The organism is Neptunomonas qingdaonensis, from assembly GCF_900113275.1.
Lineage (GTDB): Bacteria > Pseudomonadota > Gammaproteobacteria > Pseudomonadales > Balneatricaceae > Neptunomonas > Neptunomonas qingdaonensis.
The window spans coordinates 180,672-205,705 of the sequence record NZ_FOOU01000003.1 but is presented as its reverse complement, the minus strand read 5'-3'; the positions used below and the strand labels follow the sequence as shown (position 1 = coordinate 205,705).

The 25,034-nt window shown below is 46.8% G+C and carries 16 protein-coding genes, 1 tRNA gene and 1 pseudogene; 10 read left to right on the top strand and 8 right to left on the bottom strand.

Annotated elements, in window-relative coordinates; translation table 11 throughout:
• Positions 1–35: 35 nt before the first annotated feature.
• The 4 genes from BM099_RS05955 to BM099_RS05940 all read left to right on the top strand — a co-directional run bounded on the left by BM099_RS05955 (position 36) and on the right by BM099_RS05940 (position 3,489).
• Entirely contained in the window at positions 36–794 is a 759-nt protein-coding gene (locus BM099_RS05955; RefSeq protein ID WP_090725735.1) for a glucose-6-phosphate dehydrogenase (NADP(+)), read from the top strand.
• Positions 795–829: 35 nt separating this feature from the next.
• On the top strand, positions 830–1,795 hold the full coding sequence (locus BM099_RS05950) for an IS5 family transposase (protein WP_090725733.1): 966 nt from the start codon (positions 830–832) through the stop codon (positions 1,793–1,795).
• Between the two features lie 188 nt (positions 1,796–1,983).
• On the top strand, positions 1,984–2,751 hold the full coding sequence (locus BM099_RS05945) for an FGGY-family carbohydrate kinase (protein ID WP_090725731.1): 768 nt from the start codon (positions 1,984–1,986) through the stop codon (positions 2,749–2,751).
• A 357-nt stretch (positions 2,752–3,108) separates the two neighbouring features.
• A complete protein-coding gene (locus BM099_RS05940; RefSeq protein ID WP_090726163.1) occupies positions 3,109–3,489 on the top strand; it encodes a rhodanese-like domain-containing protein in 381 nt (126 codons plus the stop codon).
• Between the two features lie 197 nt (positions 3,490–3,686).
• Here the strand turns inward: BM099_RS05940 and BM099_RS20900 are convergent.
• The 7 genes and pseudogenes from BM099_RS20900 to BM099_RS05905 all read right to left on the bottom strand — a co-directional run.
• Positions 3,687–3,869 (bottom strand): annotated as a pseudogene (locus tag BM099_RS20900) (IS110 family transposase); the annotation flags it as partial.
• A complete protein-coding gene (locus BM099_RS05935) occupies positions 3,823–5,508 on the bottom strand; it encodes a cation:proton antiporter (protein ID WP_090725729.1) in 1,686 nt (561 codons plus the stop codon). The pseudogene BM099_RS20900 and the gene BM099_RS05935, both read right to left, overlap by 47 nt.
• On the bottom strand, positions 5,505–8,222 hold the full coding sequence (locus tag BM099_RS05930; RefSeq protein WP_090725726.1) for an HAD-IC family P-type ATPase: 2,718 nt from the start codon (positions 8,220–8,222) through the stop codon (positions 5,505–5,507). Before BM099_RS05930 ends, BM099_RS05935 begins: the two co-directional genes overlap by 4 nt.
• A 565-nt stretch (positions 8,223–8,787) precedes the next feature.
• Complete coding sequence (locus BM099_RS05925; RefSeq protein WP_090725724.1) at positions 8,788–11,679, bottom strand: aminotransferase class I/II-fold pyridoxal phosphate-dependent enzyme; 2,892 nt, start codon at positions 11,677–11,679, stop codon at positions 8,788–8,790.
• Positions 11,680–12,190: 511 nt separating this feature from the next.
• Positions 12,191–12,267, bottom strand: a tRNA-Val gene (locus BM099_RS05915).
• 71 nt (positions 12,268–12,338) lie between these two features.
• Positions 12,339–12,980, bottom strand: coding sequence for a response regulator (locus BM099_RS05910; protein WP_232348967.1), 642 nt, complete (start codon positions 12,978–12,980; stop codon positions 12,339–12,341).
• Positions 12,981–13,010: 30 nt separating this feature from the next.
• Entirely contained in the window at positions 13,011–14,417 is a 1,407-nt protein-coding gene (locus BM099_RS05905; protein WP_244889920.1) for a cache domain-containing protein, read from the bottom strand.
• A 248-nt stretch (positions 14,418–14,665) separates the two neighbouring features.
• Between BM099_RS05905 and BM099_RS05900 the strand changes: the two genes are divergently transcribed.
• Complete coding sequence (locus BM099_RS05900; protein ID WP_090725718.1) at positions 14,666–15,112, top strand: hypothetical protein; 447 nt, start codon at positions 14,666–14,668, stop codon at positions 15,110–15,112.
• A 31-nt stretch (positions 15,113–15,143) separates the two neighbouring features.
• On the opposite strand, the gene uvrB is transcribed toward BM099_RS05900, so the two are convergent.
• Positions 15,144–17,159: an excinuclease ABC subunit UvrB gene (gene uvrB / locus BM099_RS05895; RefSeq protein WP_090725716.1), complete on the bottom strand. Its 2,016-nt coding sequence runs from the start codon at positions 17,157–17,159 to the stop codon at positions 15,144–15,146.
• A 267-nt stretch (positions 17,160–17,426) separates the two neighbouring features.
• Here uvrB and BM099_RS05890 point away from each other — a divergent pair, with 267 nt between their 5' ends.
• The 5 genes from BM099_RS05890 (at position 17,427) to BM099_RS05870 (ending at position 24,909) form a co-directional block, all read left to right on the top strand.
• A complete protein-coding gene (locus BM099_RS05890; RefSeq protein ID WP_090725714.1) occupies positions 17,427–18,614 on the top strand; it encodes a pyridoxal phosphate-dependent aminotransferase in 1,188 nt (395 codons plus the stop codon).
• A 236-nt stretch (positions 18,615–18,850) separates the two neighbouring features.
• Entirely contained in the window at positions 18,851–19,459 is a 609-nt protein-coding gene (locus tag BM099_RS05885) for a TetR/AcrR family transcriptional regulator (protein ID WP_090725712.1), read from the top strand.
• Between the two features lie 3 nt (positions 19,460–19,462).
• Positions 19,463–20,527 (top strand): efflux RND transporter periplasmic adaptor subunit, encoded by a 1,065-nt coding sequence (locus BM099_RS05880; protein ID WP_090725709.1) that lies wholly within the window; start codon positions 19,463–19,465, stop codon positions 20,525–20,527.
• Between the two features lie 6 nt (positions 20,528–20,533).
• On the top strand, positions 20,534–23,596 hold the full coding sequence (locus tag BM099_RS05875; RefSeq protein WP_090725706.1) for an efflux RND transporter permease subunit: 3,063 nt from the start codon (positions 20,534–20,536) through the stop codon (positions 23,594–23,596).
• Positions 23,597–23,607: 11 nt separating this feature from the next.
• Positions 23,608–24,909 carry a TolC family outer membrane protein gene (locus tag BM099_RS05870; protein WP_232348965.1) on the top strand — a complete coding sequence of 434 codons (1,302 nt, stop codon included), beginning with the start codon at positions 23,608–23,610 and terminating at the stop codon, positions 24,907–24,909.
• Positions 24,910–25,034 lie beyond the last annotated feature (125 nt).

Sequence of the window (25,034 nt, the reverse complement as noted above, 5' to 3'; positions counted from 1 at the left end):
ATATCGGTTTAATAACTACAAAAATAGGATTCAGCATGCCTTCCTACAACACCTTGAGTGATATTGTCATCTTTGGCGCCATGGGAGACCTAGCGCAACGCAAGCTAATTCCCGCTCTCTACCAGCTGGTGCGCGAAGGATTAATAGACAACAACTGCCGGATTCTGGGAATCGCCAGACAAGAGATTGACAAAGAAACGTTCATTTCCGATTGCACCAAAAGCCTGCATCGCTTTGTTAAGAAAACCGAATTAGACAAAGAAAGCCTGGAAGCGTTTTTATCTATGCTGGGCTATTGCAAGATCAATTTCACCGAAGCCGAAAATTACAAAAACCTGAAATCGACACTGTCGACACATAATGATCGCACCCGTATTTTCTACTATGCAACACCCGCATCCATGTTCGGCCCTATCAGCCAACACCTAAGCGAAGCTGGCTGCCTGAATGAACAGTGCCGCATGGTCATGGAGAAACCCATCGGGCATGATTTGATATCTGCCAACAAAATCAATGACCAGGTTTCAGAATTTTTTAGCGAGTCACAAATCTATCGCATCGACCATTACCTGGGCAAAGAAACGGTTCAAAACCTGATGGCACTGCGTTTTGCAAACCCACTTTTCGGCACTCAGTGGAACCAGAATCATATTTCTCATGTCGAGATAACGGTAGCCGAACAAGTTGGCATTGAAGGACGCTGGGGCTATTTTGATCAAGCCGGACAGATGCGCGATATGGTACAAAACCACCTGCTACAGCTAGGGAACATGCGATTAAGTCGAGCAATATGAGATAATACAAGTCATAGTTCTTCAGGGATAAATCGATGGATCACCAACTCACCTTTGCTGACAGTGAATTCAGTCATAAGCGTCGTCAGACGCGTAAAGAGAAGTTTCTTGGACGCATGGAGAAACTGATTCCCTGGCAACGTTTAGTCACCATCATCGAACCGTATTACCCCAAGGCCGGAAAGGGTCGTCGTCCCTATCCGTTGATGACGATGCTGCGGATTCACTGCTTGCAGCAGTGGTATAGCTTAAGTGATCCCGCCATGGAAGATGCACTTTACGAGATTGCTTCTATGCGTCTGTTTGCAGGCTTGTCGTTAGATCGCCCTATTCCTGATCACACCACCATTATGAATTTCCGGCACCTACTGGAGCGACATAACCTAGCCCGTACTATTTTTGATGAGGTAGTGAAATGGCTCGCCGACGCCGGTGTGTTACTAAAAGAAGGTTCTCTCATGGATGCAACCATCATCGAAGCACCGAACTCTACCAAGAATAAGACGGGAACGCGGGATCCTGAGATGCATCAGACCAAGAAAGGCAATCTATGGCACTTCGGCATGAAAGCTCATATTGGTGTTGATGCCCGCACGGGGGTTACTCATAGTTTCACGACCACGTCAGCCAATGTGCACGACTTAAATCAAGCCGAGCATTTGTTGCACGGAGAGGAAGCCTTTGTATTTGCAGACTCCGGCTATAGAGGTGCTGAAAAACGTGATGAGTTGAAAGACGTTAAGGCGGATTGGTATATCGCCGCCATCCCAAGCAAAGTGAAAGCACTTAAAAAACACCCTCGCATCAATAAAGTGCTACTGGGCATTGAATATAAAAAGGCCAGCATTCGGGCAAAAGTTGAACATCCTTTTAGGATAATCAAATGCCAGTTCGGCTTTACCAAGGCACGTTATCGTGGCCTTAAAAAGAATGATGGTAAACTCGCCATGTTATTTGCGTTAGCAAACATTGTGCGTGTGGACCAGATGCTAAGGGCGTAGGATAACTACGTCTGCATGTGGACAAATAGGTCCACTGAGGCGAAAACGCCGCTCAAAAATAGAATAAATAGAAGCTGATAGAAAACATAGATGACGCTCGGCAAAACTAGCAGCGAATTGCTAACTTAATCGCATGTTCCCTAGGCCTGAACCCACACGTATTAGTATCCAGTGGTGGTGGCGACAACATGATGGGTGCAATCGGAACCGGTAACATTGCACCAGGTCAAGTTACCATGAGCCTGGGGACCTCTGGCACTTTATATGCCGCAGCCGACCAGCCAATAATTTCTGAGAACAATGGGTTAGCACCTTTTTGCTCATCCAGTGGCGGCTGGTTACCGCTAATCTGCACGATGAATATGACTAATATCAGCAGCGCCGTACAACAATTATTTGAATTGGATATCCCCACATTCAATCAACATCTGACGTCCATTGCGGCCGGTTCTGATGGCCTGCTATTGATGCCCTTCTTAAATGGTGAGCGCACACCATCACTGCCTGAAGCAAGTGGTATGCTACTGGGTATCAATATGCAAAACCTGACAGCCGCTCACCTGTGCCGAGCAGCGGTTGAAGGCACCACCTTAGGATTGCGCTACGGATTGGAATTACTTCGTGGCTCAGGACTGGACAGCGCATCAATCCGATTAATAGGCGGTGGCGCGAAAAGCAGTCAATGGCGACAAATTGCAGCTGACATGATGAATACGCCGGTAGAATGCCCCACCATTGGAGAGGCTGCTGCGCTTGGCGGGGCCATTCAGGCAGCCTGGTGCCATTCAGGTTGGCAAGGCAAAGAAACTTCACTCAGCACCCTGTGCAGCCAGCTTGTAGCCATCGACCCCCGCAGTCGTGTGGAACCCGATCACAGAGGTGTGCAGCATTATGAAGCGCTTTTCGAACGATATAATGAAGCCCTACAGCATCACTATCAACAACCTGCACTGTAACGCCACACCTTATTTTTATTAGCAATAACAAGCACGAGCAACCCTAAGCCTGCTCAGCAATTAAACGCCTCCGTTCATTCCATCCCGCTCGTTCGTTACACCTGGACAGACTTCAAAGCCTGCAAAAGTGAATAGATTACGTAATAGAACCAATAAAATAGACAATAAATATAAAAAAACGACATCGAGCCCCTCAACTCATAGAGATGATGGGCTCCGACTTGCTTATCCGCTCTTATTACCTGCTTCATCCAACGAGCAGACTCGTTGCGGCACTTGATCCTGCCGCAACACTAAACGACACTAGTACTCATCAGACAAGAATCCGTCATGCAGCATCAGATAAAGGACATTATTATGAAAACCGCTCTTGATTTAGTCGCTTCCGCTAAACAATTAATTCATGAAGTCTCTGTCGAAGAGGCTGATACTGTGATTAAACAAGCCGATGTGCTGATCGACGTCCGGGAATCAGATGAATATTATTCAGGGCATATCCCAGGCGCGATTAATATTCCCCGAGGTCTGCTCGAATTCCGCTTGAGTAACGATGAAGCCTTGAATCGACGCGACCTTAACATAGTGCTTTTTTGTAAAAACAGCGGTCGCTCTGCCCTCTCTGCGCAAAGCCTGAAGGAGATGGGGTATCTTAATGTCACGTCTATCGCCGGAGGTTTTGATGCCTGGCAAGAGGCAAATAAACCCATTATTGTGCCAAGCCTGCCTGATTTTGGGTGAACCTTGATACTGGATACACTTACCCATTCATCAACGCCGCGGCCTGCTATAAATATCAGGACTTGCCGCTGTGGAAATATGTTGGTGTCAACTCAATGTTGCGTATGCCCGGTTCTCTGGAAACAGATTCATCCGAGGCGGACTTTGGCACTTTAACCAGCACCCACAGTCGTTGTTTATGTTTTATAGTGAATGAATGCCGTTCTATTTTTCACGCTTCGAATACGAACTCTATGTATGGATTGTATTTCTTGCTGCTCAGCCTGTTTGATGGGTACGAAGTACAATGAGGGTCTGCTTGCGGCTTCTTCTATCGCCTCGGCATCATTCGTATCATTTCTGTTCTTCTTGATAAAGAACTTCACGAACTGCAGGCTGATCGGTTTTCTCTAATATTCGGGCGGCCGCTTCAACCGCTGCATCGGCAAAAGGCACTAGCACTAAGTCAGCGCCGGCTGAACTTAATCTTTTTGCTTCTATGGGATCGTGCGCTGTCACAGCAATACGTCCTGCATAACTATTGTCACGCAACGCATGGACCAATGCACGACTCACGTGTTCATCACGCACAGTGCATACAACCCAACTTGCACTAGCCAGCGGTAAGGAGGTTAAAAATTCAGGATCCTCTGCATCGCCATAGATGATAGGAAAGCCCATCTGGTCGCCTTTATGAACCAATTCAGGGTTGTAATCAATGATAAAAACACGGCACCCTTGCTGACGCAACGTGCTCGCAATCCCCGCCCCATAGCGTCCGGACCCAAAGAGAATAATATCCTCAACACCGTCGTCAGCGACATCGACCTGACTTACTTCACGGAACGGATTATTTCGCTCAAAGATACCCAGCCAAGGCGCCAGTCGCTCGTACAATGGATAAGAAAAGATAATCATGTAAGTTGAAGCACTGATTGTAATCAAGCCAACCAGTGTAATCAGCCCCATCGTTTCAGCTGAGATATGCCCTAAGCTTAACCCCAGCGCAGCCAAAATTAATGAGAACTCACTGATCTGTGCAACGGTTAAACCTGCAAGGAACCCTGTACGCTTTCTATACCCGAGAACACCCATAATAACCATAACAATCAACGGATTACCGATCAGCACAAATAAGGAGAAAATTACAGCATCGCCAACTTGAGAGCCTAATAGGCTCAAATCTAAACGCGCACCGAGATCGATAAAGAAAAACACCAGTAGAAAATCACGCAGACTGACTAAACGCGCACCTAACGCATCACGATAAGGCGTAGAGGCAAGTGACACGCCCGCTACAAATGCACCTACCTCTTTACTGAACCCAAGTGAATCACCCAGCATCGCCAACATAACGGCCCACGCAATAGCGAACATCACTAATAGCTCTTTTGATTGAGACATAAGACGTAAAAGGCGCGGGAAAACATAACGCGCAATCAATACGATAATCACCAAGAAACCTAACCCCTTCGCCAAAACAGTTAAGGTGGTTAAAAATGCAGAGGACTGATCAGTGCTACTGCTTAAGGTATTAAGGCCGATCATGACAAATACGACCACAAGGTCCTGTACGATCAAAAAGCCTAAGGCAATACGGCCATGCAGTGAATCGACCTCTTTTTTATCAGATAGCAATTTGACAATAATGATCGTGCTGGAAAATGTTAATGCAACAGCCACATAGAGCGCAGAGATGGGGGGCATCCCTAATGAAACGGCAATAAAATACCCTACAACACTCGTAAAGATGACTTGCCCCAAACCGGTTGCAAGCGCCACCGGCCCCATAGTGCGGATAATGTGAAGATCAAGCTTGAGTCCCACAATAAACAACAGCAGGGTAATACCTAATTTAGAGAGCAGATCGACCTGATCATTTACACTGACCAACGAGAGCACAGAAGGCCCTGCGATAATGCCCACAGCAATATAAGCAACAATGAGTGGTTGCTTCATGCGTATTCCCAGCGCACCTATACAAGCAGCAAGAAACAGAAGTACTGCGACTTGCGTAAATATATCAGGAAGGTGGCTCATGCGATTGCCCTGCTTTCAAAATAGCATCGCAAGCGTTTTTCACTGCCTGTGATGGCATAGACAGTAAAACCAGCCGCTAAAATGTGCAGCCAATCAGTTAGCGCTAAAGGAGCCGTGCCAAACAACTGGTTCATGATGGATGAGTATGACAACAACAGTTGGAAAAGCACCATCAGCAACACACCAAAAATGAGCCATCGATTGCTGAAAAACCCAAGCGACAGCATTGAATAACGTAGGGATCGACAGTTAAAAAGATAAAAAATCTCACCGAACACCAGCGCATTAATCGCCATAGTCCGTGCGACTTCGAGCGATTGCCCTTGATACAATGCCCATTCAAATAAGGCAAATGCGCATGCGACCAGAGTCAAACTTACCAATCCGACACTCACCAGCATGTTACGTGGCAGAACTGATTTTTTTGGGTCTCTGGGCGGGCGTTCCATAATACCCGGCTCTTTTGCTTCAAAGATTAACGTCATTCCCAAAAAAAGTGCTGTGGTCATGTTAATCCAAAGGATTTGCACCGGTGTGATTGGAAGAACAATACCCAACATGACGGCGAGAAGAATAATAATGCCCTCAGCAATATTGGTCGGGATAGTCCATACGATAAATTTAACTAAGTTATCAAAAACGGCGCGCCCCTCTTCGACTGCCGCTTCGATCGTCGAAAAATTATCATCCGTAAGAATCATATCAGCGGCCTCCTTGGCAACCTCTGTGCCACCTACTCCCATAGCAACGCCAATATTGGCTTGTTTAAGCGCCGGCGCATCATTGACACCATCACCGGTCATCGCAACAATTTCACCACGACTTTGCAGTGCTTTGACTAACCGTAATTTTTGCTCAGGGGAGACACGCGCAAAAACCGCTGTCTGACCTACCGCCTGGATCATCTGTTGATCATCCATCTCGGCAAGACGGTGACCACTGATGGCAAAATTAGACTCCTGAGATGCTACACTTTTCAGACCTATTTGATGCGCGATGGCAGCAGCAGTACCCACATGATCGCCTGTAATCATTTTCACCTGGATACCTGCGCGTTGGCAGGCTAATACCGCAGAGATCGCTTCCGGCCTGGGTGGATCCATCATCGCTTGCAAGCCAACGAATGACATCCCGTGGGCAATATCCTCATGCGATACCCTTGTTTGTTGGGAACTGACACGTTTGCGCGCAAACGCTAAAACACGCAAGCCATTTGCAGCCAGTTGATGAGCGGTCTGCTCAAGAACAGCCCGATCGATCTGACAACTCTGGGTTTCATCGAGATAATGCTGGTCACAGCATGCCAACACGCGCTCCACCGAGCCCTTCATATAGATCAATGATTCATGCTCTGCATCGGTGTGTAACGTTGCCATATATTGATGTTGTGATTCAAATGGCAGGGTATCGATACGCGGTAGTTGCTGCTCAAGCGCATCTCTTTCAAGAGCTGCCTTTAACGCCGCTGTAAGTAAAGCAACTTCAGTCGGGTCGCCTTCTATATTCCAGCCTGTCCCGGTATAAACCAAGCGGGAATCATTACACAGCAAGCCTGCTTTTAAACACTCTACAAGCGCATTTTTTGTGGCAAGTTCAACGCTTATTGCATTTTGCTGAATAGAACCTTCCGGCGCGTAACCAACACCTGTCAGATCAAACAACTCATGACCGGCAAAGATGCGCTGCACCGTCATTTGGTTTTGAGTCAGAGTGCCTGTTTTGTCGGAACAGATAACGGTTGTGCTACCGAGGGTTTCAACTGCAGGCATTTTACGAATAATTGCGTGACGCTGAGCCATCTTGCTGACACCGATTGCCAACATGATCGTCATTGCAGCAGGAAGTCCTTCAGGAATAGCGCCCACAGCCAAAGCAACGGCAGCCATGAAGGCATTTAACAACGACTCACCGTGCATTAAACCCGCCAGAACCGTTAATCCAGCCAAACCGAGAATGACCCACAACAAGACTGCGCTAAAACTGGCAATTTTTCGTGTCAACGGCGTAGCTAATGCATCCGCGCCTGCGATTAACGCATTAATTCGCCCTATCTCCGTACGGTCACCCGTCGCAACAACGACACCAACAGCTGTGCCATAGGTGACCAATGTGGAGGAGTACCCCATATTTTTACGATCGGCTAACTGGCTATCGTGGGTTAACTGTTGACTATTCTTCTGCACAGCAACCGATTCACCGGTTAAAGCCGATTCATCCACTTGCAACTCACGCACACGAAGTAAACGCACATCAGCAGGTACTTTGTCACCTGATTGTAAAAGAACGAGATCACCCAACACTAGATCGGCAACTGAAACGATCTGCTTTTTCCCGGAGCGAATAACCGTTGCGGTCCCTTCCATGCCGCGCGATAACGCCTCTATTGCCTTTATCGCTTTTAACTCTTGGGTAAAGCCAATAATGGCATTGACCAACACCACAGCGAAGATCACCCCGCTATCGACCCACTCTTTTAATGCAAACGTAATCAAGGTGGCGGCGAGCAAGATAATGACGAGCGGTTGATTAAACTGCAGTAAAAATAGAACCAGAGGGGATTTGCCCTTCTTTATCGTCAAGCGATTCAAGCCCTGTGCCTGCTGTCTCTGCTCGACGTCGCAAGCATCCAACCCTTTGAGCGTATCCGTCTGGACGCAACCTACAACTTCGTCGGCAGACATTTGATGCCAGTTTTTAACGTCCAACGTATCCATACAAAAATCGCTAGCCTCACCAGTAGCTGTTCAAACCACTATATTTAAAAAAAGATCCCACAAGAATAATACGCTATCGTTTTAGGACAATAGGTTTTGGATAATATCGCATTCCTTGCAAGGGTATATGACAAGTTAACTCGTACTACAAGATAATCCATACGTGAAATCCCCGATTAAGCCACAACGCCACAGAATCCCTATAGATATTGGCCAATATGCCATATAGCTCTACTATCTAGTCAATCTCAGTCACCGCGATATAGAAGAAAGTTGGAGTGCCGGTTGCGACAAAGCAATCAGAGTATGAGGGTGTTCGGAGGGTACCGACCCCTAGCAGCTTGTTATGGCGAGGGGTGAGAACCCCTGCCCTGAATGTAAATTTCTGTGAAAGGATCAAACTCTAGGGTATTGATCCCTATGTAATCCAGTCAATATCAATCCGTCCCTTACTTCCGGATTAATGACAAAAGATAAGGTCTCATTTATTTTTTAACGCAATCATGTCGTCCATTTGTCCGGCCGGGCTCGTAACAGACCTAAAACCCAGCCAAGGACAATACATTTATTTTACGCTACTCACCTTTCCTTTAGGGTTATCTTCCGCGACAACTTCAGGTTCTATAAGCGTAGCCACTTTGGCCTCCAACTTGGCAACTTCCTCTTCCAGGCTGGCAACCCCGGGCTTAGCGACCAGTTTCGCCATCGCCTCTTCAGTAAAGACACTAAGACCCAGCTCCTCGCGGTAACCGTGAATCTCCTTAACATCCAGCGCCCGCATAAACTCCAGAATATCGGCGCTGATCACCTGCCCCGGCACCAAAATCGGAAAGCCTGGTGGATAGGGGATAACAAAGCTGGATGAAACCACCTCCCTACCCCGCGCCTGCTCAGCCTCGATACTGCCGTCATCAATGCGCAGGTATTCATACTGCTCCTCATCGTAGGCCAGGAAGTAGGCCTTGCGAATATCACCATTTAGCGATTCCGGCTTGCCATCAGGGCAGAATGCCGGATGGAAATGGCTAAAATCGGGTAACGGCGGCAAGTCATGCGTGAGACCCCGAACCTTTTTGTCATGGATCTTGCGCTCTGCGCTGCTCATCGTCTCCATGTTCTCTTCGATCTCAGCCGCGATCTTCACCAGCACACCAATCAGATACGCCACCGAGCTGCGTGTGGTACCGATATTGGTCATGAACAGCACGGTATTTCTTGAGGTCTTGTTAATCTGAATACCGTATTTATCCATCAGGTATTCATTTTTGAAGGTATCGCCATCAATACCGGTCTTACCGACATACAGGGTCAACCTGCTGGGATCGACCACAAAGTCATCCTGTGACCAAGCCTCTTCCATATTGGTGTTTCTCCACCCCGTCTGCGGATCATAGTAGGCATCGATACCGGACTTGCGGTACTGAGCTGGCACCATATCCTTAGCGAGCAGAATCGTGAAATACTTATTCAGTAGCGGATTTTTTGCCACCCGCTCGCGCAACGCCATCGCCAGTTCTAACTGCTTCTGCACCAACTCATAACCTTCCAGCTCAACCTGGCGGCGGCCCACATCCAGAGACGCCAATATCTGGTAGTTTGGCGACGTCGACGTATGGGTCATGAAGGCCTCATGGAAGGCCGCCTCGACCTTATGAAAATCCTGATCGTAGACATGCATCATCGAACCCTGACGCAGCGAGGTCAGGGTTTTATGGGTAGAGTGAGTCGCATAGGCACGAATACGCACCAGATCCGGATCAGGCATCAGCTCCAGATTGAGCAGCGCCTCGGTATCTTTGGGATCAAGCTTGGCCATTTTATTACTGTAAGTCTTGTACTTTTTACGATACTCATCAGTGCGATAACGATTCTGCAGCCGCTTGGAGGCCCCCATCGCGGTACGCATACGATAGGTCGGAGTACAGCAGGCAAAGGCAAACCAGGCCTCATCCCAGAGGAAGATCAGGTCTGGCTTAATCGCCAGACACTCCTCCATGACCCGTTCGACGTTATAAACCACGCCGTCAAAGGTACAGTTGGTCAACAACAGCATCTTCACCCGATGCAATTGACCGATACTGCGAAAATGCAACAGTCGCTTCTTAATCTCCTCCAGCGGCACGGCACCGTACATCGAGTACTCGTCCAGCGGATAGGAGTCCAGATAGCTGACATGCGCGCCACTCAACATCATCCCGTAGTGATGCGATTTATGACAATCACGATCCACCAGCACGATATCCCTGGGACGCACCAACGCCTGCACCACGATCTTGTTTGAGGTCGAGGTACCATTGGTCGAGAAGAATGTTTGCTTGGCACCAAATGCACGTGCGGCCAATTGTTGCGCTTTTTTAATCGGGCCGTGCGGCTGTAATAACGAATCCAGACCTCCGGAGGTTGCCGAGGTCTCTGCCAAGAAGATACTTATGCCATAGAAGTCGACCATGTCGCGAATCCAGTGCGACTTGGTCACCGACTTACCCCTGGAGATAGGCAGGGCATGAAACACGCCTGTCGGCTGACGGCTATATTTACGCAGGGCACTGAAGAAAGGAGTCTCATAGCGCAAGGCGACACCGCGAAGAATACTCAGATGCAGTTCGAGATAATCCTCCTGACGGTAGAATATACGGCGGAAACACTGGGTCACATCACCGGCAATCTCTTCAACTGCGACATCGGTCACCAGATACAGATCCAACTCTGGACGCAGATCCGAAATCAACCGTCCCAACAGGGGGCCGCGATCAGAGTCAGGCTGCTCCTCCGCCTCCTGGTCATCAAACTGAGACAGTAGTCGCTGTAAAATATCCAACTGATGTATGGAACGAAACGGAAATCCGTAACGAATCACACAGGCCTGAATATTATGATTGAACAGCGTCGCGATGAGTGCATCTTCGAAACTGGGCACCACCACCAGATCATAGATAAACTTATCCTCAGGCCTGCGCATATCACGCAACCCCTGGCGCAGCCTGGCAATCTCAGCACGATTAATATCATCGACCACCAGCAGCTCAAAATAGGGACGCACGTTAACCTGAGAACCCGTAGGATCCGACAGCTGATTATCATCTTCCTCCTGACTCATCTCGGCGTGCAGGTCAATATGATAACGACGGTAGGTGTGACTCGACAGCGCCCGTACTATGCGCGCCACCACGCGGGCCAGGGCCGGGTAGTCTTCGCGATGATAGAGTTTCCACAACAGTTCAAAGTCGGACAGTGAAGGAAAAGCAGTGTAGGTTTCCATAGGTTCGAGGATGGAAAACGCATCTTCGACCGCCTTGGAGAATTTGGCAATATCCGCCTTGCGTGCATGGCGGTCAGCTAGCTTGCTGGTATATTGCTCCAGCCGGTGCCAGGTATCTGCACGCAACTGAGTCGCGCTGTGGTAGTGTCGCAATTGCTTGCGCGCCGTGGTTGAAAGAACAATAGCTTTCTCGGACATAAAATTCCGCTCCTGATCACACCGATTACATTATTATATTTGTTATTATCTAGAGGCCAACAGAGTTACTTGAGCCTGATTAGGCCTTGTAAATAACAGCAACCAATCCGTCATTTACTTTAGTGGATATTGTAAAAACATACCACGACCCAAAAAACTAAACACCCCGCAGCGCGTCATTTTTTATAATTACATGATATTTATGAATAAAATAATTATGATTGGAATATCAAACAAAAAATAATGAGCATTCCCAATGATGGCTGCAGCGCGACTTAAATCTCTGCGCCAATTGAGCGGCATATCACAGTGCGAACTGGCCAAAAAAGCCAGCATGATAATCTTTGGTTTCTCGCCCAAGGATCCGAGATTGATACGTTGCTTTCAGGTAATACACATGTGCTGACATCTGCAGCAGATGATAGGCGTATATGGATAGATCAGGAGTGCGATCACAAACAAAAACAGCCGCTCGGCATGATCCGTAAGCGGCTGTTTTCGTTGTAGAATTTGGTAGGACTAGGCGAATTCGAATCGCCGACCTCTACCATGTCAAGGTAGCGCTCTAACCAACTGAGCTATAGTCCTAAATTGTGTTGCGTATTATAGAGATGCGGTTGACGGACGCAAGTGCTTCTTTTCATTTTTTGGGATTTTATTTATACGATATTGTTTTCAATGGCATATTTAGCTAATCCGGCTGCTGTCTGGATGTTAAGCTTCTGTTTAATATTCTGACGATGTGTTTCAACCGTGCGTACTGATATATCAAGCTGGCGTGCAATATCTTTATTGCTTCCCCCTTCTGCGAGTAATTTAAGTACGGTCCCTTCTCGTTTTGTCAGGCAGGGGCGTGAATCTTCAGCCGTAGAGTGACGACGTCCTGAATCAAACTGATTCACCAGTGTTTCAGAAGCACCCGAACTAAAGTAAGTGCCTCCCTGATGAACAACAGCGATCGCTTTAACCAGTTCTTCTGATGAAACATCTTTTAATACGTAACCTGCAGCTCCGGATTGGATTAATTGCAGTATGTATTCACGGTTTTCGTGCATCGACAAGATCAGCACTTTAAAGTCCGGAAAGCGTATCTTAAGCTCTTTTGTAGCTTCCAAGCCGTTCATGACGGGCATTGAGACATCCATCAGAACGACATCAGGCGTTAACGCTTCTGCAAGTTCTAACGCTTCTAAGCCATTGTTTGCCTGACCTACTACCTCTATCCCCGGCTCACTGGACAAGCAGGCGTTTATACCATCCAGTACCAATGGGTGATCATCGACCAGTAAAACCCGTATCATCTTATTCCCCATTATAGCTTTAACACTTCTTCAGACTAAAGGTAGCTTCACTCGCAGTTGAGTGCCATGACCTACCTCAGAAGTTAGTAATAATTCACCACTTAGCAATTCGATCCGGTCATGCATATTCCGCAAACCAATGCCTTCTTTCTGGACGTTTTGTTTAACATCAAAGCCTTCACCATTATCTTTTAACAACACCCACACGTGCCCTCCCTGAACCCAGGTTTTCAAACGCACTTCGTCCGCACCTGAGTGCTTCTCAACATTAGCGAGCGCTTCCTGAATTAACCGGTACAATGTAATCTCTATATCATCTGGCAAGCGCTCTTTTGGAAAATTCAGATCGGTTTCAACCATGATCCCTGTGCGTGATTCATATTCATCTAACAGCCCTTTAAGTGCTGATGTTAACCCCATATCATCGAGTAAGCTGGGGCGCAGATCATGAGAGATCCGACGAACCTCCTGTATTGCCTGATTCAGTACAGCCACACCTTTCACCAAATCATCAACGGCGCTTTTATCATCTTTTTTAGTTTTACTGATACCCAGCTCAATACGGAATTTAACAGATACCATCAACTGATTAATACCATCATGAAGTTCTCTGGCAAAACGGCGGCGCTGGCTGACCTGAAATTTAACTGACTTATGCGCAAGGTGACGTAAGCGAGCATCCGCCAAACGGCTTTCATGCAGATTAATGGCTATTCCTATCATAACGATAATGATCGCTGTGGCAGCTGTTATAACCAGTACGGTAAAAAACGTATTGCGTATATTTTGTGTTACCTGCAAGCGCGTTTTAGTGACCTCAGTGGCAATATCATCAACATATAAGCCAGTTCCCAGCATCCAGCCCCACTCTGGCAACAGAACGACATAACTGAGTTTATCTTCATTATCACCTCTGGACGGCTTACGCCAAACGTAACGATGAAAGCCTCCGCCCTGCTTGGCCACAGCAAACAAGTCACGGATGACAAAAGTGCCATTGTCATCCTTCCAATCAAAAAGAGGTTGTCCTACCAGATCGGGTTGCGCAGGATGCACCAGGTTTACGCCGTTAGCGTCATAAACAAAAAAGTAGCCATCTTCGCCGTAGGTCATTCCATTAAGGATGCGCTTTACCTCCTCTTTGGCTTCAAAATCGTGCATCCAGGGACTGTTTATTATTTGCGAAACAGATGTCAGTGCCAGACTGACGTAGTTTTTAAGCTCACTACGTTTAGAGGCGAGCAAGTGTTGCTCAAACGTTTCAATTTCTAGCTCAGATAAAGACTGCGATTGCTTTACATTGACCAAGGTAATGATGCCAGTCACCAGCAGCATCGGCAAAAGGGCAAGCGTGAGTATTTTGAGTTTTAGAGGCATAGTGAAAATTTTCTGTTTAAAACGAAATGCACCCGGCCTGACCTGCTGTTCTTGCGCCACTATGTTGCTCCGATTTCAGTAGTATTAGGGGGCATTTCCACTTAATTTGCACAATAATCTATATAATGGTCTATACATTAGTCTAAATTTTAACTAACAATCTCATAAAGACATTAAATTAGCTGCTCATCTTCCATTAAGCTGGTATAAATTATTCTATACTAAAGTTGTTTAATAAATAGCCGATTCAATACATATGGAAACTGTTTTAAACGTCTACTGTTGATATCCATATGAAGGTGCTCCAAATGACTTCTAATATTACACAAAGCTACATTCGCCATCCTAATAACATTCCTGCTCAGATTTCTTTGAGCGCAGACACGCCTATCTCGCCTAATACAACCAGCCACTGCGGCCAGATTGGCATCAGCCTTTCGACAAACACCTTTTATGCGATCGGCACGGCTCTAGAAATCCAAATTTCAATTTATGATCCGGCTTTTAAAGCAACCGGGCATGTAGCCTGGTGTATTCCAGAAAAAAATAACCACTTTCGTACGGGTTTGGTATTTGATGACCCGGCAACGGCCTATGCCGTAAGAATGATCGAACAGATCTGTCATATCGAGCAATACCGACATGAAATTGAAAAAGCGGAAGGTCGCCACTTAACGCAGGAAGCCGCTGCTCACGAATGGATTTTGCGCTTTGCCAAAGAATTCCCCAGCATCAACAACCTGGTCCATCCGTAAACAACACACTCCAGCATCTTTCAAATCCTCTCTAAATTACCGCGTGCTTCAGCTGCTCCAACTGGTCTCTGTAATGAGCGGCTAGCTCAAACTGTAAATTTTTAGACGCTTCATACATCTTATCTTCCAGCTGATTCATCACTTTTACCAGTTGCTTAGATGACATAGTCGCGGGATCAAATTGATATTCTCCAGCCTGATCTGCCACTTTTTTCGCAGTGCGTGCAGCCTTACGTCCGGGAATGGTTGATGCACCTTCCATAATATCAGCCACCGATTTAGTGATACCTTTGGGAGTAATACCGTGCAATGTGTTATAGGCGACCTGTTTTTCACGTCGACGATCCGTTTCTGCAATCGCCCGCTCCATTGAGCCAGTGATGCGATCTGCATAGAGTATCGCACGACCATTAATATTACGGGCTGCACGCCCTATGGTCTGAATCAGCGCAGTATCCGAACGCAAAAAGCCCTCTTTATCGGCATCCAGAATAGTGACTAAGCCCACTTCAGGCATATCAATACCTTCCCGCAGTAAATTGATACCCACTAATACGTCAAACTCACCGATACGCAGATCCCGGATAATTTCAACACGTTCTACCGTATCTATATCAGAGTGCACGTAACGGACTCTGACATTATGCTCGGCCAGGTATTCGGTCAGATCTTCAGCCATCCGCTTGGTTAATACCGTGACGATTACGCGGCAATTATCAATAACAACTTTGTTAATCTCTTCGAGTAAGTCATCCACCTGTGTCGACGCAGGACGAATTTCAACCACAGGATCGGTCAATCCGGTAGGCCGAACCACCTGCTCAACAATTTTCCCCGCATTAGCGGCTTCATACCGGCTTGGTGTTGCAGAAACAAAGATCATCTGGGGAGCCAGCCTTTCCCACTCCTCAAAACGTAAAGGCCGATTATCCAGTGCCGATGGCAAACGAAATCCATACTCCACCAGCGTTTCTTTGCGTGAACGATCGCCCTTATACATCGCGCCTAATTGAGGGATAGTGACGTGGGACTCATCTATCACCACTAAGGCATCATCTGGCAGGTAATCAAATAACGTGGGTGGCGCTCCCCCTGGTTCGCGACCCGATAAATATCGCGAGTAGTTTTCTATGCCCGAGCAATACCCGAGCTCCATGATCATCTCCATGTCATACATGGTGCGCTGTTCCAAACGCTGTAATTCAACCAGTTTATCTATCTCGCGAAGGTACTGCAGGCGTTGATGCAACTCGACTTTTATTTTCTCGACCGCTTCTACCAATATTTCACGGGGTGTTACGTAATGCGATTTAGGGTAAACCGTCGCACGCGGCACCTTACGTAATACTTCGCCGGTGAGTGGGTCGAAATAGCTAAGGTTTTCAATTTCGTCATCAAATAACTCGATGCGAAGCGCATCTCTTTCTGATTCGGCAGGAAACACATCGATGACATCACCCCGCACACGATATGTCCCCCGATGCAGTTCTATATCATTTCGCTTGTACTGCAGCTCAGCCAATCGACGTAAGATCTTACGCTGGTCTGCGATTTCTCCACGATCAAGGTGCAACATCATCGACAAATACGATTCAGGATCGCCCAATCCATATATCGAAGAGACCGTTGCTACGATAATAACATCGCTGCGCTCTAACAGTGCTTTAGTCGCCGAGAGCCGCATCTGCTCAATATGTTCATTAATGGAGGCATCTTTATCAATGAAGGTATCTGATGAGGGCACATAGGCTTCTGGCTGGTAGTAGTCGTAATAAGAAACAAAATACTCAACCGCATTATCAGGAAAGAACTCTTTGAACTCACCATAGAGCTGTGCAGCCAGGGTTTTATTATGCGCCAACACAATCGTTGGACGCTGAATCTCTGAGATCACATTAGCAATAGTGAAGGTCTTGCCGGATCCGGTAACACCCAGTAACGTTTGTGCAGCAAGCCCGTCGTTAATCCCTTCTACTAATCCTTTGATGGCTTCAGGCTGGTCGCCTGCAGGCGCAAAAGGTGAGTTGACTTTGAAACGCTGTTTCATAATACCTACTATCTAATGGATCAAATCGGTCAAAGAATTAAACGGGCTAGTATACGCATTCAAAAGCGCAACGTCTTGGAAATTGCTTTTGCCGGAGGGAAATCATCGGATATTCAGTCGTGCCTTTTTTATCATAAAGCGGCAACCCCTGTGCTTTTCAGACTGGAATTTTAGATATTTTTTATGTTGTGTACGCGTCTATTCCTGTATAGTTTTCACGCTTAATTTAGCGTCTTTACTTAACTTTATTTCATAGAGGACTATGAATTGGACGTTCAACTTTCAGACCGTGTTAACCGAATCAAACCATCTCCGACTTTAGCGGTCACTAATCGTGCTGCAGAACTTCGCGCCGCAGGAAAAGATATTATTGGCCTGGGAGCAGGAGAGCCTGATTTCGATACCCCAGAACATATCAAAGATGCTGCGATTGAAGCCCTGCATAACGGCTTCACAAAGTACACGGCAGTAGATGGTACTCCGGGTCTGAAAAAAGCAATTATTAACAAGTTCAAAAATGATAATGGCCTAAGCTACGAAGCTAACCAGATTCTGGTTTCATGTGGCGGAAAACAGAGCTTTTTCAATCTATCTCTGGCATTACTCAACGAGGGTGATGAAGTGATCATCCCTGCTCCATACTGGGTTTCATATCCGGACATGGTGTTGGTCGCTGACGGCGTTCCGGTCATCATCACAACGACACAAGCGCAGCGCTTTAAAATCACACCGGCACAACTCGAAGAAGCAATAACACATCGTACCCGCCTGGTTGTGCTCAACAGCCCCTCTAACCCGACAGGCGTGTCTTACACTCTGGAAGAGTTGGCGGCACTCGGTGTTGTCCTGAGAAAATTCCCGAATGTGCTGATTGCTACGGATGATATGTATGAACATATCCGTTTTAACGATCTGCCATTCTGCAACATTTTGAATGCATGCCCTGATCTTTATGACCGTACTATTGTGCTCAATGGTGTATCAAAAGCCTACTCAATGACCGGATGGCGCATTGGTTATGCAGCGGGGCCAGCAAAATTAATAGGTGCAATGAAAAAAGTCCAATCGCAGAGCACATCAAACCCGACATCAATCTCTCAGGTTGCATCCCAGGCCGCACTGGAAGGCGGCAATGCCTGTGTTGATAAAATGGTGGTCGCCTTTAAAGAACGCCATGAATATGTGGTGGCTGCCTTAAATGAAATTGAAGGCGTAGAATGCATTCCAGCCGACGGTACCTTTTATGCGTTCCCAAGCTTCCAGAAAATCATTGATCGCGATGATCGCTTTAGTAACGATATAGACCTGGCTGAGTTTTTACTCAACGATGCAGGTGTCGCGCTAGTGCCGGGTTCAGCTTTTGGTGCACCTGGTAACATGCGACTTTCTTTTGCTACCAGCATGAATATTCTCGAAGATGCGATTAAACGCATAAAAGCCGCACTGGAAAGCTAAATAGCCGGTTTGCAGCTATCTAGATCCTTGTTTCTGCATCAGCTATAACAACACCAGACAACGCCGGATTTTTCCGGCGTTTTTGATTCTGCCTGAACCCCTGCCCCCTCCTGAGTGAGTCCGGTCAACAGTCTGTTGCAAAAATGTCATCAATGCTTCACATTCCATCACTTGAGCTTGAACCTCATCGGCGTACAATTAGCTTTCATTTAGAACGACCGGTCTAGTTAAATATAATGGCACAAGGCAGACGACCCGAGCATGATCGGGAACAAATTCTGGAAAAAGGCATGCAGCTTTTTAATAAGCTGGGATATCACGGCACTGGCTTAACCGCCATCCTTAAAGCCTGCCAGGTATCCAAAGGCTCTTTTTATAATTTTTTCGGTAGTAAAGAAGAGTTTGCTGTCGAAATGATTGAACACTATCACTCAATTGAATGTCAGCGCTGGGATGCAGAATACGCAAAACTCGATCACCCGAAATTAGAAAAAATGCGCATACAACTAGAAAATGAAATTAATAAATTCGAATCTGAAGATGATAATTTTGGCTGCCTGATTGCCAACCTTTCCGGCGAACTAGGCAATGCTTCCCCCGCGCTTAAAGAAGCTATTCGTCATTCAACGGCCTACGTCCTGGAGTCAATCGAACAAGACTTCAAACAATGCCAATTAGACGGCAGTGTGCGAAATGATTTGACCCCAAAACAGCTCGCCCACCTGTTCTGGGATAGCTGGCAAGGCGCGTTACTGCGCATGAAAGTCGACAGCTCTACCGCTCCGTTACATGAACTGGTTAATCTGTACTGGAATCATATTTTACTGCCACACAAAGAGAAATAACCCATGATCACACTTAAAAAACAGTGGCTAGCACCCACACTGATACTCTTAATGTCTTCAACTCCTTTGCTGGCAGCCGCAGTCGATAAGCCCCAGGGTCTTCCTGCGGAAGTTGTCAAAGTCGAAGCCTCCACCTTAACCCGCACACTCAAAGCAGTAGGCACGCTTGAAGCACGCGAGAGTGTGATTATTCGTCCGGAGCAAAGTGGCTTGATTAACAAAATCCTGTTTGAAGAAAGCCAACAGGCTAGCAAAGGTGATGTCCTATTTGAGCTTAACGCAGACTCATATCGCGCAGAAGTCGCTCAAGCGCAAGCACGGGTTAATTTAAGCCTGAATGAATTCAAACGTGCTGAAAAACTCTTGAAAAAACGCGTGGGGTCTGAAAACGACAGAGATACCACGCTGGCTCAGTTACGCGTTGACGAAGCACAGCTCGAAGTTGCCAAAACTTTGCTTAGAAAAATGACGATTAAAGCGCCTTTCAGCGGTGCCATAGGCTTACGCAATGTAGGCCCTGGTGATTACGTAACGGCAGGGCAGGATCTTGTAACGTTATCCGATATTGAACAGATGAAAGTCGAATTCAGCTTACCTGAGACAGTATTGTCTCAAATTAAAAACGGCCAGAGCGTATCATTATTGGTTGCCGCATATCCAGACACCCCTTTCTCTGGTGAGATTTATGCGATATCCCCGACCATTGACCCGCGTAGCCACAGCGTCAAAGTGAAAGCGCGAATTGATAATGAAGCGGGACAATTACGCCCCGGGTTATTCGCGACTATCCAGGTTTCGCTTGGTTCAGACGATAATGCCCTCCTAGTTCCCGAAGAAGCCATCATTCCAAACAACAACACCTTTTTAGTGATGCGCATGGATGAAAACAACACCGTAGCGATGGCACCCGTGACATTAGGTGACCGGCAAAATGGGCAGGTCCAGATTCTAACCGGTTTACAAGCAGGTGATGTGATTGTAACCGCAGGACACATGAAACTACGTCCGGGTATGCCGATTACTCCTTTGTTTCCAAAACCCCAAAAAACGGCTCAACAGGAAGGCTAATAGCTCATGGTTTTATCTGATATAAGCATAAGGCGACCCGTACTGGCCATTGTGATGAGCCTGCTACTCTTGCTATTGGGTGTTATTTCTTACGACCGCCTGACCGTGCGGGAATACCCAAAAATTGATGTCCCCGTCATTACGGTAGAAACCAATTATGCCGGCGCCAGTGCATCGATTATCGAGACACAGGTAACGCAAATAATAGAAGACTCTCTTTCAGGTATTGAAGGCATAGATTTCATGACCTCCATAAGCCGGTCTGAGAAGAGTCAGATTACGATCAACTTTAAACTGGATAGAGATCCGGATGCGGCGGCAAGCGATGTTCGCGACCGCGTTGGACGTGTACGTGGCGCCCTACCCGATGATATTGATGAACCGATTGTTGCAAAATCAGAAGCGGATGCACAACCTATTATCTGGCTGGCATTTTCCTCTGACCGTCACTCACCTATGGAAGTATCTGATTTCGCAGACCGTCGCGTCAAAGATCCTTTACAAACGATTCAAGGCGTCGCCAGTGTTCGGATTGTGGGTGAGCGACGTTACTCTATGCGCATATGGCTCGATCCAGACCGCTTAACCTCATACAGCCTGACACCAGGTGATATTGAAACAGCACTGCGGGCGCAGAATCTGGAAGTGCCTGCAGGCCGCATAGAAAGTACGGAACGCGAATTCAGTGTACTAACCAACAGTGACCTGAATACCATTGCCCAATTTGAATCCGTTATTATTCGTAATGATGACAGCTATCCTATTCGCATTAAAGATGTTGCTCGCGTAGAGATCGCGCCTGAATCTGAGCGCATCATTGGCCGCTTTAAAGGCAAGAATGCTGTCGCTATGGGCGTGATTAAACAATCAACGGCTAACCCACTGGATGTATCCAACGGTGTGAAAGCCGAAATGGAACGGATCAAACAGATTCTGCCTGAAGGCATGCAAGTTAATATTGCCTATGATTCTTCTATATTTATCCAGGCATCCATCGACTCCGTTTTCACTACGCTGATCGAAGCCGGCATTCTGGTTATTATTGTTATCTTCTTTTTCTTAAGAAACCTGCGGGCTACGTTAATCCCAATAGTGACCATCCCTTTATCGCTGATTGGTGCTTTTTCCATCATGTATGCGCTCGACTACTCGGTAAACACACTAACCTTGCTCGCTATGGTTCTCGCGATCGGGCTGGTTGTCGATGATGCGATCATCATGCTGGAAAACATCTACCGGCATGTAGAAGAAGGTATGTCTCCGATTAAAGCCGCCTTCATCGGTAGCCGTGAAGTTGGTTTTGCCATTGTGGCAACCACAATGACACTGGTTGCTGTCTATGTTCCTGTCGCCATGACTCCGGGCAGGACAGGAAAACTCTTTACCGAGTTTTCTATGACACTGGCAGGCGCTGTACTCATTTCGGGTTTTATTGCCTTGAGTCTATCGCCCATGATGAGCTCTCGCATGCTAAAGCATGACAAGAAACATTCTTTTGTATTTAACCTGATAGAAAGCTTTTTAAACGCTATTACCCAGGGCTACCAACGCTTACTCGGACTGTTACTACGCTATAGCTTCGTCGCAGTAATCATAATGATTGGTAGCACTTATGGCGCATGGTATTTTTATGATCAACTGCCAAAAGAACTAGCACCCGTAGAAGACCGCGGCACGATAATGACATTCTCAATCAACCCCGATGGCTCATCTGTTGATTATGTAAATCGCTACTCTAAAGGTGTTGAGCGCATCATTTCAACCGTCCCTGAACAGAACCGCTATTTCACCGTAGTAGGCTTCCCTTCTGAAACAAACTCATTGTCGTTTCTGGGACTAAAATCATGGGATGAGCGTAGCCGTAAACAACAAGAAATAGCCGCTGAACTCACACCTCAACTCTATGGTGGTGTCACAGGCAACATGTCATTTGCCATGAATATGCCTTCACTCGGCCAAAGTATTATTTCTCGCCCGGTTGAATTTATTATCAAATCTAATGGTACTTACGATGATTTGAAGATAATTACCGACAAGTTACTGGCAAAAGTCTACCAGAACCCAATGTTTGTTCAGCCTGACACCGATCTCAAGCTGAATAAACCTGAGCTACAGATCGATATAGACCGCAATAAAGCCTCCGAAACAGGCGTACCCGTTGAGCGAATTGGCCGCACGCTGGAAAGCTATGTTGCCGGTCGTAATGTCACTCGCTTTAAGAAAGATGGCGATCAATACGATGTGATCGTTCAGGTCGAAAAATCGCAACGCAACAACCCCGCCGACCTTTCTGAGCTATACGTTCGAAGTGACAACGGTGACATGATTCAGATGTCAAACTTGACGAATGTACGCGAGACGGTAGCGCCTCGCGAACTAAATCACTTCGATAAAGTTAAAGCGGTGAAACTACAAGCAATGCTAGCGCCTGGTTTTAGTATTGGTGAAGCACTCACATTCCTTGAAAGCACACTGCAAGAAGTTGCACCTGAGGCCAGCGCTGACTATGGCGGGCAGTCACGCGAGTTCAAAGACTCAAGCGACGGATTGCAAACAACCTTCATTCTGGCACTGGTTTTTATATTCTTAATTCTTGCAGCCCAGTTCGAAAGCTTTAAAAATCCGTTTATAATTTTGCTTTCAGTGCCACCTGCTATTTGTGGCGCACTTTTTGCTCTTTATTACTCTGGGGGATCTATCAGTATTTATAGTCAGATAGGCATCATCACCCTGATTGGCTTGATTGCTAAACATGGTATCCTAATCGTAGAATTTGCGAATCAGCTACAAGAACAAGGCTATCAAGTCCGTGATGCCGTTATGAAATCTGCAACTTTGCGATTACGTCCTATACTAATGACAACCGGCGCCATGGTACTGGGAACACTGCCATTAGCATGGGCCACAGGTGCAGGTGCAGAATCGCGCCAACAGATAGGCTGGATTATTGTGGGGGGAATGCTCTTCGGTACGTTAATGACGCTATTTGTCATACCTACTGTATACAACTTCCTGGGTAAACGCCGCCCAAATACTATTGAACAAGAATATGCCGAATCTCGACAGTAAGGACTAGCTTAATGAAATTTATATCATACGCCATTCGTGCGGCCATGTTTGCCGGATTATGTAGCTCAGCAACACTTGTCAGTGCTGGATCACTTCAAGAGATCTATTACAAAGCACTCGACAACGATGCACAACTGAAAATTGCTGAAGCAACGTACCGTGTTAACAAAGAGGCCTTGCCTCAGGCGCGCGGCGGATTGCTACCGAACATCGTTGCAACAGCTAACACCAGCTACACTGATTCGGATAGCACATCGTTTAATAACCACGGCTACACTGTCAGCCTGGTTCAGCCTGTATTCTCAGCGGCTCGCTGGTTCACTTATCAGCAGGGAGAAACACTGGACGAACAGGCACAGTTACGTTTTGATCTGGCACAACAGAATCTTATTCTTCAATCGATAGATACGTATCTGAATGTGTTACGTGCCAAAAGCAATCTGGAAACCGCCGAATCTCAGGAACGCGCCATCAAACGTCGTTTGGATCAGGTGAATGCTCAATTTGAAGTGGGCCTGATTGCGATTACCGATGTGCATGAGGCGCAAGCCTCTTATGATAATGCCAGAGTCAGTCTGATCGAAGCGGAAGGGGCACTCGACAACAGTTATGAAGCACTGGAACGTCTGACAGGTGAAACCATCACCCAAACAGATCTCCTCAGTCCGGAGTACCCTATTCAGGAAGTATCACCTGCGGATCCTGACAGTTGGTTAACAAAAGCGCTGACTGGAAACATCGGATTACAACTGGTTAAATCAGACATTGAAGTTGCGCGAAAAAGCGCTCAAATTGCGAAGTCAGGACATCTGCCGACCCTCGACCTTAATGCCACATATGATCAGGATAAGGGAACATCCACCAGCAATGACTGGACCGAAAGTAAGATTATTGGCCTAAGCTTTAGCCTACCACTTTATCAAGGCGGTTCGACCAGCTCCAGAACCCGTCAGGCATACGCTCAGATGGATGTCTCGATGCAAACCTATGAAGACACTGAGCGCGCTGTTAAGCAAGCGACACGTAGTTTATTACGTAATGTTAAAACTAACGTACTCAGCGTTTTCGCCCGCCAGCAAAGCATTATCTCCAGCCAGGCAGCTCTGGATGCCACCAGTGAAGGCTTTGCGGTAGGAACACGAAACGTTGTTGATGTGCTGGCAGCGGAACAAGCTCTGTATGCCGCAAAACGTGACTACGCTAATGCCCGATTTGACTATGTGCTTAACCTATTCACCTTTAAACAACAAATAGGCACACTCAGCCCTGAAGACCTGACAAGTTTAGACAACTGGCTCATCATTCAAGGGTAAGCTTCACAACAGAAGGTTCAATAAAACAGGATCCATAAAAAAGCCCGGGAAATGAAGTGACCCCATAAAATCGGGCTTTTTTATATCCGGGCTTTTATAAACGGGCTTTAGATGTAAGCTCAATG

Coding starts and splice junctions, on each gene's coding strand:
- BM099_RS05955 (WP_090725735.1), top strand. CDS start 36: ATGCCTTCCTACAACACCTTGAGTGATATTGTCATCTTTGGCGCCATG.
- BM099_RS05950 (WP_090725733.1), top strand. CDS start 830: ATGGATCACCAACTCACCTTTGCTGACAGTGAATTCAGTCATAAGCGT.
- BM099_RS05945 (WP_090725731.1), top strand. CDS start 1,984: ATGATGGGTGCAATCGGAACCGGTAACATTGCACCAGGTCAAGTTACC.
- BM099_RS05940 (WP_090726163.1), top strand. CDS start 3,109: ATGAAAACCGCTCTTGATTTAGTCGCTTCCGCTAAACAATTAATTCAT.
- BM099_RS05935 (WP_090725729.1), bottom strand. CDS start 5,508: ATGAGCCACCTTCCTGATATATTTACGCAAGTCGCAGTACTTCTGTTT.
- BM099_RS05930 (WP_090725726.1), bottom strand. CDS start 8,222: ATGGATACGTTGGACGTTAAAAACTGGCATCAAATGTCTGCCGACGAA.
- BM099_RS05925 (WP_090725724.1), bottom strand. CDS start 11,679: ATGTCCGAGAAAGCTATTGTTCTTTCAACCACGGCGCGCAAGCAATTG.
- BM099_RS05910 (WP_232348967.1), bottom strand. CDS start 12,980: ATGATACGGGTTTTACTGGTCGATGATCACCCATTGGTACTGGATGGT.
- BM099_RS05900 (WP_090725718.1), top strand. CDS start 14,666: ATGACTTCTAATATTACACAAAGCTACATTCGCCATCCTAATAACATT.
- uvrB (WP_090725716.1), bottom strand. CDS start 17,159: ATGAAACAGCGTTTCAAAGTCAACTCACCTTTTGCGCCTGCAGGCGAC.
- BM099_RS05885 (WP_090725712.1), top strand. CDS start 18,851: ATGGCACAAGGCAGACGACCCGAGCATGATCGGGAACAAATTCTGGAA.
- BM099_RS05880 (WP_090725709.1), top strand. CDS start 19,463: ATGATCACACTTAAAAAACAGTGGCTAGCACCCACACTGATACTCTTA.
- BM099_RS05875 (WP_090725706.1), top strand. CDS start 20,534: ATGGTTTTATCTGATATAAGCATAAGGCGACCCGTACTGGCCATTGTG.
- BM099_RS05870 (WP_232348965.1), top strand. CDS start 23,608: ATGAAATTTATATCATACGCCATTCGTGCGGCCATGTTTGCCGGATTA.